Source organism: Methylocaldum sp. GT1BB (genome assembly GCF_051027545.1).
Taxonomy (GTDB): Bacteria; Pseudomonadota; Gammaproteobacteria; order Methylococcales; family Methylococcaceae; genus Methylocaldum.
Genome location: NZ_CP194902.1, coordinates 4,384,535 through 4,400,439, shown reverse-complemented (window position 1 = coordinate 4,400,439; position 15,905 = coordinate 4,384,535). Strand labels below are relative to the sequence as shown.

Genomic DNA, 15,905 nt, shown 5'->3' with positions numbered 1-15,905 from the left:
CACGAGGACCATTCATGCAGGTTTATTACGACAAAGATGCCGATCTTTCGATTATTCGGAACAAGAAGGTCGCCATTATCGGCTACGGCTCGCAAGGCCACGCTCACGCCAACAACCTGAAAGATTCAGGCGTTTCGGTCATCGTCGCATTGCGTCCGGGTTCGGCCTCCGCAGTGAAGGCCGAGAACGCGGGGCTGACCGTCATGTCGGTGGAAGAGGCCGTGAAACTAGCCGACGTCATCATGGTACTGGCTCCGGACGAACACCAGGCGAAACTCTATTCCGAGCAGATCGAACCGAACATCAAGCAAGGTGCGGCGTTGGCGTTCGCCCACGGGTTCAATATCCATTTCGAACAGATCCAGCCGCGCGCCGATCTAGACGTGATCATGATCGCGCCGAAAGGCCCCGGCCACCTGGTGCGTTCGACATACACCCAGGGCGGCGGCGTACCCTCCCTGATCGCGGTTTATCAGAACGCTTCGGGACAGGCCAAGGAAATCGCCTTGTCCTATGCCTCTGCAAACGGCGGCGGACGCGCCGGCATCATCGAAACGACCTTCCGCGAAGAGACCGAAACCGACCTGTTCGGTGAACAGGCCGTATTGTGCGGCGGCGCGACGGCACTCGTGCAGGCCGGGTTCGAGACCTTGGTGGAAGCCGGCTACGCTCCCGAAATGGCATACTTCGAGTGCTTGCACGAACTGAAGCTGATCGTCGATTTGATGTATGAAGGCGGCATCGCCAACATGCGCTATTCCATTTCCAATACCGCCGAATACGGCGACCTGACCCGCGGGCCACGTGTCGTCACGGAGGAGACGAAAAAGGAGATGAAGAAGATTCTCGGCGAAATTCAGCGCGGCGAGTTTGCCCGCGAATTCATTCTGGAGAATCAGGCCGGTTGCGCCACGCTGAAGGCCAAGCGGCGTCTGGGTCGCGAGCACCAAATCGAACAGGTCGGTGCGAAGTTGCGCGACATGATGCCTTGGATCAAAGCCAACAAAATCGTCGATAAAAGCAAGAACTGATTCTTGCTTTCGGCCGGGCACGAGCCAATCGGTTCGTGCTCGACCCGCCGAACTGGCGGCGGGCTATGTTAAGCTAGCCCGCATTATCGGTTGATTCAACTTAAAGCGGGACTATGGAAGAACAAATTCCCCCTGCGAGGCGTCGGCGCGGCATCTATCTCTTGCCGAACTTGTTCACGACAGCAGCGCTTTTCGCCGGTTTCTACGCCATTACCGCCGCCTTTAACGGGCGCTTCGAAGTGGCTGCCGTGGCCATCTTCATTGCCATGATTCTGGACGGTCTCGACGGACGCGTGGCGCGCCTCACCAATACGCAGAGCGCTTTCGGGGCCGAATACGACAGCATGGCCGACATGATTTCGTTCGGTGCCGCTCCCGCCTTGGTCGCCTACATCTGGTCGCTGACGACGCTGGGCAAGATCGGATGGGTTGCCGCTTTCGTGCACGCCGCCGGTGCAGCGCTTCGCTTGGCCCGCTTCAATACCCAGATCGCAACCGCGGACAAACGGTATTTTCAAGGTTTGCCGAGTCCTTCCGCCGCCGCGATTTTGGCCGGGTTTATCTGGTTTAGCGAAACCTACGGTCTGACCGGCGAGTCCATGCGCTATGTCTCGCTCGGACTAGCCTTGATGACCGGGCTCCTGATGGTCAGCAACTTCCGTTACTACAGCTTCAAGGATGTGGATCTCCGCGGACGGGTGCCGTTCATGTGGGCTATCCTCGTGATGCTGGTATTCGCCTTCATTTTTACCAATCCGCCCCTGATGCTGTTTGTCATGTTTACGGCTTACGCTGTTTCGGGGCCGGTATTGACCTTACTCGGGCGACGTAAAATGCGGAGCGAGCGCCGAACCTGAGAAGGGACGGGGAATCTGCTGACATTAAAGTCCTTCGTCGTAAGGCGAAAGTATTCCTCGCTATGGCGCTTGTACGGTATTCGGATGAGTAATATAGTTGCTCGAAAGGCAGTCACAAATCCATGCATTCAATCGCCAACCTACAACGCTGGAAATCCGACCGACTCATCGGCCGGGTCGGCGCTGTCTGCCGCTCTGAATTCCTCGACCTTCTGCGTTTTCGTCTCCTGCCCTGAGGGGCAGTAGACTTGACGCATTCCAAAATCCTAAGCGCGAACATAAATGCAGGGGCCTCTTGAAGAGAGGCCGCGAGAGATAGACGAGGTTTTATCATGAGCGACAAACTCATCATTTTCGATACGACGCTGCGGGACGGCGAGCAAAGTCCCGGCGCTTCGATGACGCGGGACGAAAAGGTGCGCATCGCCAAGGCGCTCGAGCGTCTGCGGGTGGATGTGATCGAGGCCGGTTTTCCGGCGGCGAGTCCCGGCGATTTCGAATCGGTGCAAGCTGTGGCTCGGGCGGTCAAGGAAAGCACGGTATGCGGTTTGGCGCGGGCTTTGGATAGGGACATCGACCGTGCGGGCGAGGCGCTCAAGGAAGCCAATCGGGCGCGTATTCACACGTTTATCGCGACTTCGCCGATTCATATGCAAAGAAAGCTGCGCATGGAGCCCGATCAGGTGATCGAGTATGCCGTGAAGGCTGTAAAAAGGGCGAGGCAGTATACGGATGATGTCGAGTTTTCGCCGGAAGACGCCGGACGTTCGGAAGAAGATTTTCTGTGTCGAATACTCGAGGCGGTTATCGATGCGGGCGCGAAAACCTTGAATATCCCCGATACCGTCGGTTACAGCGTGCCGGAGCAATTCGGCGCCACCATCCGGCGTTTGAGAGAACGTATTCCCAACTCCGATAAAGCCATCTTTTCGGTGCATTGCCACAACGATCTGGGGTTGGCGGTTGCGAATTCATTATCCGCCGTCATGAACGGCGCGCGGCAGGTCGAATGTACGATCAACGGCTTGGGCGAACGGGCCGGCAATGCCGCGCTGGAGGAGATCGTCATGGCGGTCAAGACCCGTAAAGACGTGTTTCCCTGCCGAGTCGAGATCGACACCCGCGAAATCGTTGCGTGTTCCAAACTTGTCTCGAATATCACCGGTTTTCCGGTGCAGCCCAACAAAGCCATCGTTGGGGCCAATGCGTTTGCGCACGAGTCCGGCATTCATCAGGACGGGGTTTTGAAGAGCCGCGAGACCTACGAAATCATGAGCGCGGAGGAAGTCGGCTGGACTGCAAACCGGATGGTGCTGGGCAAGCATTCGGGCCGCAACGCTTTTCGGACGCGCATGCAGGAACTGGGAATAGAGTTCGGAACCGAGGCGGAATTGAATGACGCATTCCAGCGTTTCAAGGACTTGGCTGACAAAAAGCACGAAATCTTCGACGAAGACCTGCAGGCTTTGATCACAGAAGCGGGCGTCGAGGCGGAGGACGAGCGGGTTAAGCTTGTCGCGCTCAAGGTATGCTCCGAAACGGGCGAGGTTCCTTGCGCGCGAGTGTCGCTCAAGGTCGAAAACGAAGAAGTGAGCGGCACCGCCCAGGGCAGCGGCGCTGTCGACGCGAGCTTCAAGGCCATCGAATCCGTAGTCCATACCGATTCCACCTTGTTGCTGTATTCGGTCAATAACATCACCACCGGCACCGACGCTCAGGGCGAAGTGACGGTTCGCCTGGAAAAGGGCGGGCGGATCGTCAACGGCCAGGGCGCAGATACCGATATCGTGATCGCTTCGGCCAAGGCCTACATCAATGCGGTCAACAAACTCCTGGCGCCGCGGCAACGCATGCATCCTCAAGTGGCGGGAGACGTTTGATAATGCCCGAGTTTTGCGAAGAGGCGGTCTAAGAACGGTTCCGGCCTATGCCTCGCGATGAACGACGCCTGGATTATCTCCATTCGATGGGTATCCAAGTTTGGGTACCCCGGCGGCGTGCCGCGTTCGAGGCTGCCGAAAATCCGGACCTACCCCAGGCTACGCCGGATGGCTTGAGTGAGAGCCTAATAAGCGCGGTGAATTCGCCTCCGATCGATGCTGTGTCTTCGGGTTGTCTGCCGGATTGGGCGGATTTGGAGGCCCGCGTAGCGGGATGTACCGCCTGTCCGCTACACCAAGGCCGTACTCAGACTGTTTTCGGCGTCGGCAATCGCGAAGCCGAATGGATGGTGATTGGCGAAGCGCCTGGAGAACAGGAAGATCTGCAAGGCGAACCATTCGTGGGGCGGGCCGGGCAATTGCTCAACGAAATGATTCGGGCCGTCGGTCTCAAAAGGGAAGCCGTTTACATCGCTAACGTGATCAAATGCCGTCCGCCCAGGAATCGCGATCCGGCCCCGGAGGAAGCGGCGGCCTGCGAGGGATATTTGAAAGGGCAGGTCGCCTTGATCAAACCTAAGATTATTCTGGCCGTAGGCCGTATTGCCGCGCAAAACTTATTAAAAACCGCGACGCCCATCGGTAAACTACGCGGCCAGGTGCATTATTACGACCAGATTCCGCTGGTGGTGACTTACCATCCCGCTTACCTGCTGCGCTCGCAAACGGAAAAACGTAGGGCATGGGAGGATCTCAAACTAGCCATGCGGGCTTTTCGACAACAAGCATAATTATGTCCGCCATGTTCGATTTGTTCGGCTTGTTCGAGCGCATCAGGAAATTCATCAGTTATGATGCCGAAACCGAGTTTTATTACCGACACTTTCCCAGCCTCGTGAAGAGTGCCGAGTTGATCATTCGTCCGATGCGGCGGTCAGACCTTAAAGTGGTGGCCGCCATTGAGCAAAGTGCATACGAATTCCCTTGGGAGCCGACCACTTTCCGGGACTGCTACACCGTAGGATATTGTTGCTGGGTAGGCGAAAGGGCAGGCCAGGTTGTAAGTTACGGGATCGCGTCGGTGGGGGCGGGGGAGTCGCACGTACTCAATCTCTGTGTGTCGCCGCAAAATCAGGGACAGGGCTACGGGCGCTTGATGCTCGAGAAACTCATGGCGGTCGCCAAGGAGCACAAGGCCGAAACGATTTTTCTCGAAGTGCGTCCTTCCAACAAGCCCGCCATCAAACTTTATCACCAACTGGGGTTCAACGAGATCGGTACCCGCAAAGGCTATTATCCGGCCCGAAACGGCCGGGAAGATGCCCTGGTCATGGCTCGCATGCTGTAATCGCCGGATCGAAAGGCATCTCGTAGGTCGGCAATCCATTGCCGACAAGTTCCTCGCCGATCCAGCGTGTCGGCAACGGATTGCCGACCTACGATTTCACAATCCTCAACATTAATCCGCAGTAAAAATCGCTCTAGCGTCTACGACGGCTCAGAAAAACGTGGCGGCTCATCGAGGGTTTCGAACCGGCCGAATTTGAGCAATATCGTCGGCATAAGCAGCAGATTGAAAAGGGTGGACGATACCAAACCTCCGATAATGATCGCGGCCATGGGACCCATGATCTCGCGACCCGGATTGTCGCTGTCGACGGCGATGGGCAGCATCGCAAGCGCGGTGACTAGCGCCGTCATCAAGATCGAAGGGAGGCGTTCCTGTGCACCCTGAATCGCGGTTTCCAGATTCCACGACTTGTTTTCCCGTTCTACCAAATGCCGGTAATGGGAAATCAGCATAATCGCATTGCGTACCGTGATTCCGAACAAGGTGACGAACCCTACCATCGACCCGACCGAAAGCGTACTGCCCGTCAGGAATGCGGCAGCAACGCCTCCGGCCAGCGAAAAAGGCAGATTCACCAAGGTGAGGAGGGTATGGCGCACACTGTTGATGGCCAAAAAAATCAGCAACATAACGCCAACACCCGACAGCAGCGCATGGACCGTCAGTTCCCGGCGTGCTTTACCTTGCTCCACGGCGGCGCCGCTGAACTCGGGATAGACGTCCGGCGGAAAATCGATGGCGGTGAGCGTTCGCCGGCGAAGTTCTTCCATAAACGACGCCGTGTCCCGACCGGCCACGTTTGCCGTGACGGTCTGCACACGCTGGCCGCCCCGATGAAGTATGTTATACCGTCCGCCGACCTGCTGGATCTCCGCGATTTGGCTCAATTCCACGATAAGACCATCCGCGGTGCGCAGCGGTACGTGCGCTACCGTTTCCGGCCGGTGCCGCAATTCCGGCGGCAGAATCACCGCTACCTCGTAAGCGCGATTGTCCAAGTAATAGGCGCCCGCGATCCGTCCCTGCAAAGCCGTTTGCAGGACATCGGCCACTTCCATCGGACGCAAGCCATAAGCGGCCAAATCGTCGAGTTTCAGCCGGATTTGAAGCTGAGGCGTGCTCGGAGGCGATCGCAGTTGTACGTCGATGGCGCCGGGAATGGTTCGGACAAGATCGGCGATCTGGCGCGCTTTCTGATCGAGTTGATCGAGGTCGCTTCCGTAGAGATTGATCACGATCGGTGCCGTGTAACCGGAAATGGTTTCGTCGACCCGCTCGGTCAGAAAGGTGTTCGCTTCGAACAGGATTCCCGGAAAATCGTCCAAGATCTGTCTGAGCCGGTTCAGCACAGATTGTTGAGCTTCGCCTGAAAGCGGCTTCAGCCGAACTTCGTACTCGCTGTAGTGGCTGCCGTAAGTGTCGGCACCGCGCTCGGCTCGGCCGGCCCATTGCGAGACCGATTCGACTTCCGGGATCTCGAGAAATTGCCGGGTCAGCAGCCCGCCGATTCTGAGCGATTCCTTCAATGATGTGCCAGGAAGGCTGCTCGTGTGTACGATGTAATGGCCCTCTCGAAGTCGGGGCAGGAATTCTCCGCCGAGATCGGTCAACGCCAGAATCCCTAATCCGCAAATAACCGCGCTGATCGACAGCGTTGCTCTCGGCCGTTTTGCAACGGATCTCAGCAGGGAGGCGTATTTGGGCTGAAGCAGCCGAATCAGCGGCGGGATCTTGTCGGTCTTGCCGCTCTTCAAGAGCATGTAGCAAAGCGCGGGCGTTACCGTCAGCGCTACGAGCAGGGACATGAGAATCGCGAGGATATAGGCGTGACCGATCGGAGCGAACAAGCGTCCTGCAATTCCGCCGAGCGTCAGGAGCGGCACAAATACCAATGCGACGATGAAACTGGCGTACACCACGGAGCTGCGTACCTCCATGGAGGCATCGTAGACCACGCGGAAAGTCGGACGCGGATTCGGCCTTAGCCGGTTTTCCCGGAGGCGGCGGAAAATGTTTTCAGTGTCGATTATGGCGTCGTCAACCACCTCGCCCAAGGCGATCGCGAGTCCGCCCAAGATCATGATGTTGAGATTGACACCCAGGTTCAGCAAGGTCACCACGGCGGCGGCTAATGAAAGCGGAATGGCGACAGCGGAGATGAATGCGGTGCGGAAATCGAACAAAAATGCGTAAAGCACCGAGACCACCAGAAAGCCGCCCACCAGCAAATGCCCGGCGAGATTTTGCAAGGATCGCTCGATGTAATCCGCCGGCCGGAATAGCCGGGGGTGGAAATCGATAGCCCGTTTGGCGAAGAGCTGCTCGAACTCCTCGAGCACGCTTTCGACGTTTCGCGAGACGCTCAGCGTATTGGCGCCGTACTGACCGATCACCATCATGACGATGCCGGGCTTTCCGCCGACGGCTGCTGCGCCGATGGGCGGTCTAGGCGCCGTGGTTACGGTCGCGACATCCGCCAGCGTGATATTCGCGCCGTTCTGGCGCAACAGTACGACTTGCCTCAAGGTCTCCTCGGCCGCCGGAAGGCCGACGATGTTCAAACTGATCCGCTGGTTGTCGTTTTCCACGAACCCGGCCCCCGGCATGCCGGTCGCCTGGCGGGCTGCGAGCACGACATCCCCGGCAGCCAGGCCGTAGCGGCGCAGCCTGGCCGGATCGATTTGAATCTGCAATTGGCGGATTTCGCCGCCGAATACGTTCACATCCGCAACGCCCGGTACGGCCAGCAAACGCGGCACGATGGTCCAGTCCACCAGATCGCGAAGCTCCATGAGGCTGTGGGAAGGCGAGCTAAGTCCGATAGTGAGAACCGTCGCGGAGGCCGATGAAAGCGGTACCATCACCGGTGGACCGGCGCCTACGGGCAGTTTGCCGGCGAGCATGTTCAGGCGCTCGCCGACCAGCTGCCGGTTACGGTAAATGTCCGTGCCTTCCTCGAAGACGGCCGTCACCACCGAGAGGCCCTGGATGGATTCGGACCGGATGCTGTCCAGACCGACCAACCCCGCAAGATGCCTTTCGATGCGCGAGGTGACGAGAGTTTCCGTCTGTTCGGCCGTAAGACCCGGTGCTTCGGTCTGAATAACCACGCGGGGGGCGGAAAATTCGGGAAAGATGTCGAGGTTCGCCTGACCGAGACGGAGCGCGCCGTAAATCAGCAGCAGGAGAGAGAGTGCAACGACCACTCCGCGCCGGTGCACGGCGAAGCGAATGATGGCAGACAGCATCAGTCGTCGTCCTCGTCCGGAATATTTCCGCGGAACTCCTCCGAGAGCAATAACTGTCCGCCGGTTACGACGATCTTGTCGCCGGCGGCAAAGCCGTGGTCGACGAACCAGAAATCGGCGTGCTCGCGGTAGGCGGTGATTTCGGTGCGGATGAATGTGCGGTCGTCGGACTGGCGGTAGGCCCAGGGTTTTCCGGCATGCCAAACGATGGCCGACAGTGGCATGGCGATGCCGGTCAAGGGCTCACCGGAGGTCGGCAGCCAGGCATTGACTCTCATTCCGGCGCGCAGTCGGTCGCTTGGCGCATGAAAGAAAAAAGTTTCGCCCTGCACGAGATCGTCGGTTTTCGGGGCGGGAGAAATGAGTTCTGCCCGGTGTGCCGCGCTCCGGTCGTTTTCACGGGCGACGAACAGAGATCGCTTGTCGGGCGGCAAGGATTGGCCGCTCGGCAAGGCGATCAGAAGCAATACCCGGCTCCGGCTCAAGAAATCCTGAAACAGACGCGATTCGCCGTCGAAGGCGATGCGGGTTAGTTCGTCGCCCCAGGCCTGCCGGGCTTCGTGCCGAATCTCCCTCATCAGTCGGCGGGCGGCCTCGAGCTTGGCTCGATCGGCCTGATATTGCGCCTCGGCTTGCGCCAAATCGCGGCTGGCCACGATGTCCTCGCGGTGCAGGGTCGTCAGCCGGTTGCGGTTTTTTTGAGCCAACTCGACGGCGGCGTTTGCGATTTCGGCCTCGGTGCCCGCCGTTTGATAACGAACGTGCAAAGCCAATAAAGGCTGAATGTCGACTACTTTGCCGTAGGCCATTATCTCCGGGTGAAACGTCAATGCGTTCAAAACCTCGACGGTCAAGCCGCTAGCCTTTTGTTGCTCCGCTGTCATTCGGACCGCCGCGGCACTGCGGGACTCGGGTTCGCTTTTTTGAATCGACGCCGGCCGGTCGGAACGCGCTTTCGCGTCGGGGTCGTCATCATCGGAGAACGCCGGAAAGACAAGAGCAGCTGAAAGCAGAACCGCCATGACGGGCGGACATAAGGTCGGCTTCATTGAAAAAGTCGTAACTACGTGAGATTAAAGCGAAAAAAAGATAGTTTCAGAGCCGCGAGACTATAACCCGGCCGATTTGCGAAACACAAACTATCGGCCTGAAAACCCTGACGTGCGTCTCTAATCAGACATGATCTGTCAAAACGATTTGACACTGTATCGACCGAAAACCAAAATGAAAGGCGGATGCTTTCCCGTCATGGCCGGGAAGCTGTCCGACGGATGATGCGTGTAGCACGCATGTCCGGCGACTTAAATTCCACACATCCCATAGAAAGAAAAAGAGGAAAAACCAAATGAGACTCAAGTGTTCGCTCTCTGCTTTGCTATTGGCCGCTGTGGCGGGTACCGCGGGTGCCAACGAAGATCCGGCTGTCGCACGCACAATCGACCAGGTCAAAATGCTCGATGCGTTGTACAAGACCGCGGTCGTGCTGATTACCGAGCATTATGTGGAAAATCCGTCCTCCATTTCGGCAGCAACGGCGTCGAAGCTGTTGTTCGCGGAAATGAAGAAGAACGGGTTTCATGAGGCCCGCCTGATCGGATTGACGGATCAACTGACCAATCCCGAAGAAAACCGTCCGACGGGAAATTTCGAAGAGACGGCGAAGGAAAAGCTATTGTCCGGTGACGAATACTATACGCGGGTGATCAAGGAAGGCGACAAGCGCTATCTTTATATGGCCACAGGAGTCCCGGTCGTGATGGAAAAGTGTGTAATGTGCCACGCCAATTTCAAGGGTAAAACCGGTCCCATAGGCGCACTGGCCTATAAGGTTCCCGTCATCGAATAGCTTATCCAAAGCCGAGGAAGCACGGTCTTGGGCCGTGTTTCCCACCCGGCGCTTCTCCATTCCGTTCGTCTTAACCGGCAAGCTGACGAAACGTTGCGGTGCTTCTAACGGATCATTTATTCTGCAATGAACTGCCAAGGAGTCCGTCTATGTTCGATCCAGCGCAATACGGCCCGGTTTTTCAGCCCTTGTTAGACCAAGAGCGATTGAATTCGCTCGGTCCGGGTACGCCTAACGATAAGGCTTTTCCCTTGCTTCAGGCATTGTCGGTCGAGCAGGCATTTCTTCCTCGCCCGGTAAAAGATGTCGGCATGGCCAAATGCTGTCTCGCCGGCTTGTGGCTTTATCACGACTATCTCGAAGAGAGCCATCGCATCAGTCAATCCGTCTCTACCTCCACCGGCAGCTATTGGCACGGCATCATGCACCGCCGAGAGCCGGATAGCTGGAACAGCAAGTATTGGTTCGATCGGGTAGGACAACATCCGGTTTTTCCGGATTTATGCGAGGCTGCAAAAAATCTCGCGGAGCGAGATTCGCCCCTTCCCGAGACGCGATTCTTGCTCGAGCAGAAGCGCTGGGACCCGCATCGGTTCGTCGATCTTTGCGAGGCCAGCCGAACGGGAAAAAGCCGAGGCGAAAACCTGTGCCGAAAGATTCAACTGCGGGAATGGCAATTGCTGTTCGATTATTGCTACAGGCAGGCTGTCGGGATGTGATCGCCGCGGACTAGCGTGCGGACTGTCCATGGCGCTTTTCACGCCACCCGCAGCACTTTCGCTCCACGAATCCGGCGCATTTTGAGGTCGAGCAGCGCGCGATTGGCATCTTCCAGCGCGTATTCTTCGACTTCGGGGCGAATGGGAATCTCGGCGGCCAAGGCCAGAAAATCGCCGACGTCGCTTCGGGCGACGTTCGCCACGCTCTTGATTTCCTTTTCCATCCACAGATGGCTCGGATACTCCAGCCGTAGCAGAGAATCCTTATCGGCATCCTCCTTGCGGATCGCATTGATGACCAGCCTTCCGCCGGGGGCGAGATGCCTCAGGGATTCGACCACGGGCTTCCAAACCGGCGTGGTATCGATGATGGCGTCCAGTTTTGCCGGAGGCTCGTCGTCGGTGTCGCCGGCCCATGCCGCGCCCAACTCCAGGGCAAAGGCGCGTTCCTCCGGATTTCTGGCGAACACGAATACCTGCGTTCCCGGATAACGGTGGCGGACCATCATCAGGACCAGATGGGCCGACGCGCCGAATCCGGTAAGCCCCAGGATCTCGCCATCTTTGAGTTCCGTCAGTTTGAGCGAGCGATAGCCGATCGCGCCGGCACACAGCAAGGGCGCGGCCTCGACGTCGGAGAACGCGTCGGGAATGGCGAACACGAACTCTGCCTGTGCCGTCATGTATTCCGCGTAGCCGCCATGGGCGTCACGCCCGGTGGCTTCGAATTGCTCGCAAAGATTTTCGTTTCCTGCCCGGCAATAGGCGCAGATTCCGCAGGCCGAGTGAATCCAGGCGACGCCTACGCGATCGCCGACGGAAAAACCGGTGGCCGAAGACCCGAGTTCGTCCACTCGGCCTACGACCTGATGCCCTAGGATCACCGGTAGCCGGGGCGGGGGCGTGCGGCCTTCGATCTCGTCCAATTCGGTATGGCAGACGCCGCAGGCGGAGACTTTGATCAGCAACTCGTCGGAATGCGGAACCGGTTTTGGCCAATCCGCCAGGGCCAGCGGCGCCGGATTCTCGGCCAGCTTGGAAATTCGTTCGAGGACCATCGCTTTCATGACATCCCTCCTGTGGGAAAGTCCTGCCGGTGTCATCGGCGTGGATCGTACTCGTCGAGATAGGTTGTAATGCCGTAGGAAACCGGCCAGAACAGGGTCTCTATGGCGGCGCCGAAAGGCAGCACCAAGCCCGCCACCGCGCGCTCGGTGAAGGTCGGTTCGGTAAACATGTCGAAATCCCTTCTGAGCTTTTCCCGATCGTCCGTCAGAAGGGCATATTGCAGGCGGGTATCGTGAAACGCCATGGGCCGGTCGGTTCCGCCCAGGCTCAGCGAAGTACAACCGGTTAAGGCCGTCATTGCCATCGAAACTAGCAGCGCCCGAACAAAAAAGGTATTCATTTGGCCTCCGGTCCCCTGTTGAGATTCAGCATTCGGATAAATTCTCCGGGCAGATCAAGAAATAGTCACGAGGGCAGGGGGCCTCGGATGTTCAGGCGCGATGGGTACTCTCGCCCCGGGAGATGCCGCCGGCGATGATGTGAGCGGTGCGCAAAGGCTCCGGCAGCCGGCCATAAACCGCATGCAGCCGGATTAGAGCTTCGGTTTCCCTTACCGACAAGCTGGCACGCTGAACGTAAACTCCGGCGATGGGCTCCATCGGTCCGGCCCGTTCGATAAGCCGCCATTTTCGTTGTCCGCCCCGAACATGATCGAGCAAGGCATCGCGGATTTTATCGAGATTCGGGAGATGGCGGGCTACGACGAGCACCGGCCGTTCCAGTGTTTTCTGCAACCGGTGTATGTCGACGACATTGAATCCGGCGAAAGCGATTCCCTGAAGCAAAACGGCCTGAAGATGGGGATAAAAGCGAGAACCCGTAATCAGTTGAGCCAATATCCGAGTCGCGTTCGCACCGTCCCGGCGCACTTTTCCCGAGAGGACGCCGTCAAGACGAGAGCCCGCGTAGAAGGCGCCTACGATCATGACATCGCCCCGATGATGCCGGTCGAAAGGCGCATCATCGAACCCGATCGCATGAGAAAAACGAGGAGATGCCATTGAGTCTTGCAGTCCGGCGAAATAGCCTCGAAGCTCCAGAACGCGTTATCGTGCTCGACTGTACCGGTTGAGCCGGTGTTCCGACCGGGGCTCGCGGCGCCGTTTCCGGGTTCAAGTCTCAGCCTAAGTCGGTCTCGTTGATGACCAAATTGCGTCCGCTGTCTTTCGCTTTGAGGAGGCAGCGTTCGGCTCGTTGCATCAGATCGGATAGGGTGTCGCTGGGATGCATTTCTGCAACGCCTGCGCTGATTTTCACCGGGATGGCTTTGCCGTTGTATCGCAATGGAATCCGGTCCAGCAAGGTACGGAGACGGTCAAGAGCGAATGTGGCTCCCGAGGCGTTGCCGCCCGGGAAAACGGCGACGAATTCCTCATCGCCGAAGCGAGCGAAAATATCCTGCGTTCGCAACAGCCCGCGGGCTGCCGTGACCAAATGGGTCAGCGCCTGATCGCCGGCGTCACGACCATGGGCGTCATTGATCTGGCTGAGCCAGTCGATATCGATCAGGCCGATCGATATCTGATCTTTCTGACGCCGGCTTCGCGTGAATTCGCGAGTCAGGACGATGTCGAGACCGCGCCGGTTCAAAATGCCCGTCAGCGGATCGATTCGGCTCAAGCTTCGGCTTTCCTTTATTTCATCCTGGACGCGTTGGAGCAATTGCTGGGTTTCCCGTAACTCGGCCTGGGAGTCGGCGACTCTTTGCCTGAGCTGGGAGAGCGTCTTCATGATTTGGCTAAGCGCCTGCTCCACCGAAAAGTCTTGCGTATCGGCGCTCTTCTCGTTGAAAAGCTTCTGAAAGTGGCCATCGAACGTCCCCAACTCAGCGGCGAGACCGAATGTCGTGTCGGTAAGAATCTGCAAGATCGTGTCGACGGCGGCGGTTACTTCGGCCTCGGGTGTCGATTCACCCGGCGATGGCTCCGGCTTTTGTCCGCTCAATTCCCCGGCGATCAGATAATAATGCTCCGCATAATGATCCGGGGTAGGCGGCAAACCCGATTCCGTCAGGCGTCGTAATGCTTGTCGCGCTACCGCAACGGGTTGAGGAGAGATGGTCTCGGCTGTCATTTTGGGCACTTCATCCGTATGGGCGTGGGTTTATAGCGAAAAATAGACTAAATAGCTTGGTTAAGTAAGTTTTGAGCGACATGAACCTAGCGCAAAGCTTCTGGCCTCCGGCCGAAAATTCGGAACGTCAAACATCCGCCATTCTAGCTGCTTCGGGATAGTGGCGGCTCGCGGCGGCGAACATGATCGCAGTGGCGAGCATCAGCAGCGAAAAAAACCAGAAATAATCGGCTCCGGCCAGTTTCGAAGTACCATCGGGGTTCTGAATGAAAAAGTTGACTGCGCTGGTGAAAAGATTTCCGGCGGCGACGGAGACCATGAAAAAGGACATCACGAAGGATTTCATGGTTGGCGGAGCCTGAGTGTAGGAGAACTCCAGACAGGTGATCGACACCATGACTTCCGATGCGGTCAGAACGACATAATTGAGCAGCTGCCAACCGATGGACAGGGAAACGCCGGCATCCAACGCACGCTGAATCCAAGCCGCGAATGCGAATGAAAAAGCCGCCAGCAACATGCCCGCGCCGATTTTCCTCAGCGCCGTGACAGGCATGCGACGTTCCAGGCTCGGATAAATGCCGTAGTAGAAAAGCGGCGTCAGAATCATGATGAGCAACGGATTGGCTGCCTGGATCTGCGAGGGCAGAATCCGGTAGCCCAGAAATGTCTGATCCATCTTCTGGGCCTGTAGCACCCAAGACGAACCGGTCTGATCGAACAGTGCCCAAAACATCGCTACGAACGCATAGATGACGCCGAGCCGGGCAAGGATCCGCCAACTCTCATGACTCAATATTCCCTGCAAGAAAGCGACTCCGCCGGCAGGAATGTGGGCGAAGCGGTAACGGCCCGACCAAAAAATGACCGTAGCGATGAGCATCAGGACTCCCGGCAGCGCGAACGCTGTCGAGGCACCGTAGTGCTCCAGCAACCAAGGCGTCACCAGCATCGATGTGAATGCGCCGAAATTGAGGGCGAAATAAAACCAGCTATAAACCCGGCTGAGCAAATGCCGGTTGGTTTTCGCGAATTGATCGCCGACGTGGGCGGAAACGCAAGGCTTGATGCCGCCCGCGCCCAATGCGATCAAGCTTTGTCCGATCAGGAGCCCGGTGCGGGTGTCGTCCAGTGCGAGGGCCAAGTGCCCCAAGCAATAAACCAGCGACAGCACGATGATCGTGCGGTATTTTCCGAGCCACCCGTCGGCGAGCAGCGCCCCCAGGATCGGGGTGAAATAAGTGGCCGAGACGAATAAGTGAAAATAGCCCTTGGCTTCCTCTTCGCTCATAGGATCGGGATAACCCGCAGGGCTCATCAGGTATTGGCTCATGAACACCACCAGCACCGCACGCATGCCGTAATAACTGAATCGCTCCGCCGCCTCGTTGCCGATGATGTAAGGGATGCCGGGCGGTAGTCCTTCGATCGGAAGAGGCTTGGTGCGGTACGGCGTCATGGTTGCATCACGGTTTGCAGATCGCCTAGGAATGCCGGCGTACCGGAAAAAGCGACGCCGTGCGGACGTGTACTGTGACGGGCCTCCGCCAATCTCGGCCTTTTTTGATTTAAATCAAGAAACGCAGAATTTCCATTGGTTACTGTATACCCGCGCGCCAATTCCGGCGCAGTAATAAAAACAATCATTCGCAAAAAACTATTCTGAGGAAGCCGTAATGGAAAAAGAGAAAGACTACTTCTGGTTCTACATTGGCGGTGTCATCATTGCAGTCGCGATCACTTTGATGATGGTCAAAGGAAGCGAGCACGACAAATACGCCACGGCCGCCAAGGCCATAGCCGAGGATTCCACCAACTCCTCTTACCGATAA

Annotated in this window: 15 protein-coding genes; 8 read left to right on the top strand and 7 right to left on the bottom strand. The window is 57.6% G+C overall.

What is annotated here, in order from left to right; genetic code table 11:
* The first annotated feature begins 14 nt into the window (after positions 1 to 14).
* The 5 genes from ilvC (at position 15) to rimI (ending at position 5,116) form a co-directional block, all read left to right on the top strand.
* Positions 15 to 1,031 carry a ketol-acid reductoisomerase gene (gene ilvC, locus ACR2TX_RS20940; protein ID WP_347257953.1) on the top strand — a complete coding sequence of 339 codons (1,017 nt, stop codon included), beginning with the start codon at positions 15 to 17 and terminating at the stop codon, positions 1,029 to 1,031.
* Between the two features lie 113 nt (positions 1,032 to 1,144).
* The gene (pssA, locus tag ACR2TX_RS20935) at positions 1,145 to 1,888 is read left to right on the top strand and encodes a CDP-diacylglycerol--serine O-phosphatidyltransferase (protein ID WP_133716463.1); all 744 of its coding nucleotides are present in this window, start codon (positions 1,145 to 1,147) and stop codon (positions 1,886 to 1,888) included.
* Between the two features lie 332 nt (positions 1,889 to 2,220).
* The gene (locus tag ACR2TX_RS20930) at positions 2,221 to 3,768 is read left to right on the top strand and encodes a 2-isopropylmalate synthase (protein WP_133716462.1); all 1,548 of its coding nucleotides are present in this window, start codon (positions 2,221 to 2,223) and stop codon (positions 3,766 to 3,768) included.
* A gap of 47 nt (positions 3,769 to 3,815) precedes the next feature.
* On the top strand, positions 3,816 to 4,559 hold the full coding sequence (locus ACR2TX_RS20925) for a uracil-DNA glycosylase (protein ID WP_077730489.1): 744 nt from the start codon (positions 3,816 to 3,818) through the stop codon (positions 4,557 to 4,559).
* Between the two features lie 2 nt (positions 4,560 to 4,561).
* Complete coding sequence (gene rimI / locus ACR2TX_RS20920) at positions 4,562 to 5,116, top strand: ribosomal protein S18-alanine N-acetyltransferase (protein WP_240502524.1); 555 nt, start codon at positions 4,562 to 4,564, stop codon at positions 5,114 to 5,116.
* A gap of 140 nt (positions 5,117 to 5,256) precedes the next feature.
* On the opposite strand, the gene ACR2TX_RS20915 is transcribed toward rimI, so the two are convergent.
* Positions 5,257 to 8,367, bottom strand: a complete 3,111-nt coding sequence (locus ACR2TX_RS20915; RefSeq protein WP_086134369.1) for an efflux RND transporter permease subunit — start codon at positions 8,365 to 8,367, stop codon at positions 5,257 to 5,259.
* Positions 8,367 to 9,416: an efflux RND transporter periplasmic adaptor subunit gene (locus tag ACR2TX_RS20910; RefSeq protein WP_434113177.1), complete on the bottom strand. Its 1,050-nt coding sequence runs from the start codon at positions 9,414 to 9,416 to the stop codon at positions 8,367 to 8,369. Before ACR2TX_RS20910 ends, ACR2TX_RS20915 begins: the two co-directional genes overlap by 1 nt.
* Positions 9,417 to 9,712: 296 nt before the next feature.
* Between ACR2TX_RS20910 and ACR2TX_RS20905 the strand changes: the two genes are divergently transcribed.
* On the top strand, positions 9,713 to 10,213 hold the full coding sequence (locus tag ACR2TX_RS20905; protein ID WP_077730491.1) for a c-type heme family protein: 501 nt from the start codon (positions 9,713 to 9,715) through the stop codon (positions 10,211 to 10,213).
* Between the two features lie 149 nt (positions 10,214 to 10,362).
* On the top strand, positions 10,363 to 10,932 hold the full coding sequence (locus tag ACR2TX_RS20900) for a hypothetical protein (protein ID WP_077730492.1): 570 nt from the start codon (positions 10,363 to 10,365) through the stop codon (positions 10,930 to 10,932).
* A gap of 38 nt (positions 10,933 to 10,970) precedes the next feature.
* On the opposite strand, the gene ACR2TX_RS20895 is transcribed toward ACR2TX_RS20900, so the two are convergent.
* The 5 genes from ACR2TX_RS20895 to ACR2TX_RS20875 all read right to left on the bottom strand — a co-directional run bounded on the left by ACR2TX_RS20895 (position 10,971) and on the right by ACR2TX_RS20875 (position 15,532).
* Positions 10,971 to 11,999: a zinc-dependent alcohol dehydrogenase family protein gene (locus tag ACR2TX_RS20895; protein ID WP_434113173.1), complete on the bottom strand. Its 1,029-nt coding sequence runs from the start codon at positions 11,997 to 11,999 to the stop codon at positions 10,971 to 10,973.
* Between the two features lie 32 nt (positions 12,000 to 12,031).
* Positions 12,032 to 12,340 (bottom strand): hypothetical protein, encoded by a 309-nt coding sequence (locus tag ACR2TX_RS20890; RefSeq protein ID WP_347257820.1) that lies wholly within the window; start codon positions 12,338 to 12,340, stop codon positions 12,032 to 12,034.
* A gap of 91 nt (positions 12,341 to 12,431) precedes the next feature.
* Positions 12,432 to 13,001 carry a DUF99 family protein gene (locus tag ACR2TX_RS20885; RefSeq protein ID WP_434113171.1) on the bottom strand — a complete coding sequence of 190 codons (570 nt, stop codon included), beginning with the start codon at positions 12,999 to 13,001 and terminating at the stop codon, positions 12,432 to 12,434.
* 118 nt (positions 13,002 to 13,119) lie between these two features.
* Entirely contained in the window at positions 13,120 to 14,073 is a 954-nt protein-coding gene (locus tag ACR2TX_RS20880) for a GGDEF domain-containing protein (RefSeq protein ID WP_133716455.1), read from the bottom strand.
* A 127-nt stretch (positions 14,074 to 14,200) separates the two neighbouring features.
* The gene (locus ACR2TX_RS20875) at positions 14,201 to 15,532 is read right to left on the bottom strand and encodes a POT family MFS transporter (RefSeq protein ID WP_077730497.1); all 1,332 of its coding nucleotides are present in this window, start codon (positions 15,530 to 15,532) and stop codon (positions 14,201 to 14,203) included.
* 217 nt (positions 15,533 to 15,749) lie between these two features.
* Here ACR2TX_RS20875 and ACR2TX_RS20870 point away from each other — a divergent pair, with 217 nt between their 5' ends.
* Positions 15,750 to 15,905 (top strand): hypothetical protein, encoded by a 156-nt coding sequence (locus ACR2TX_RS20870; RefSeq protein WP_166642472.1) that lies wholly within the window; start codon positions 15,750 to 15,752, stop codon positions 15,903 to 15,905.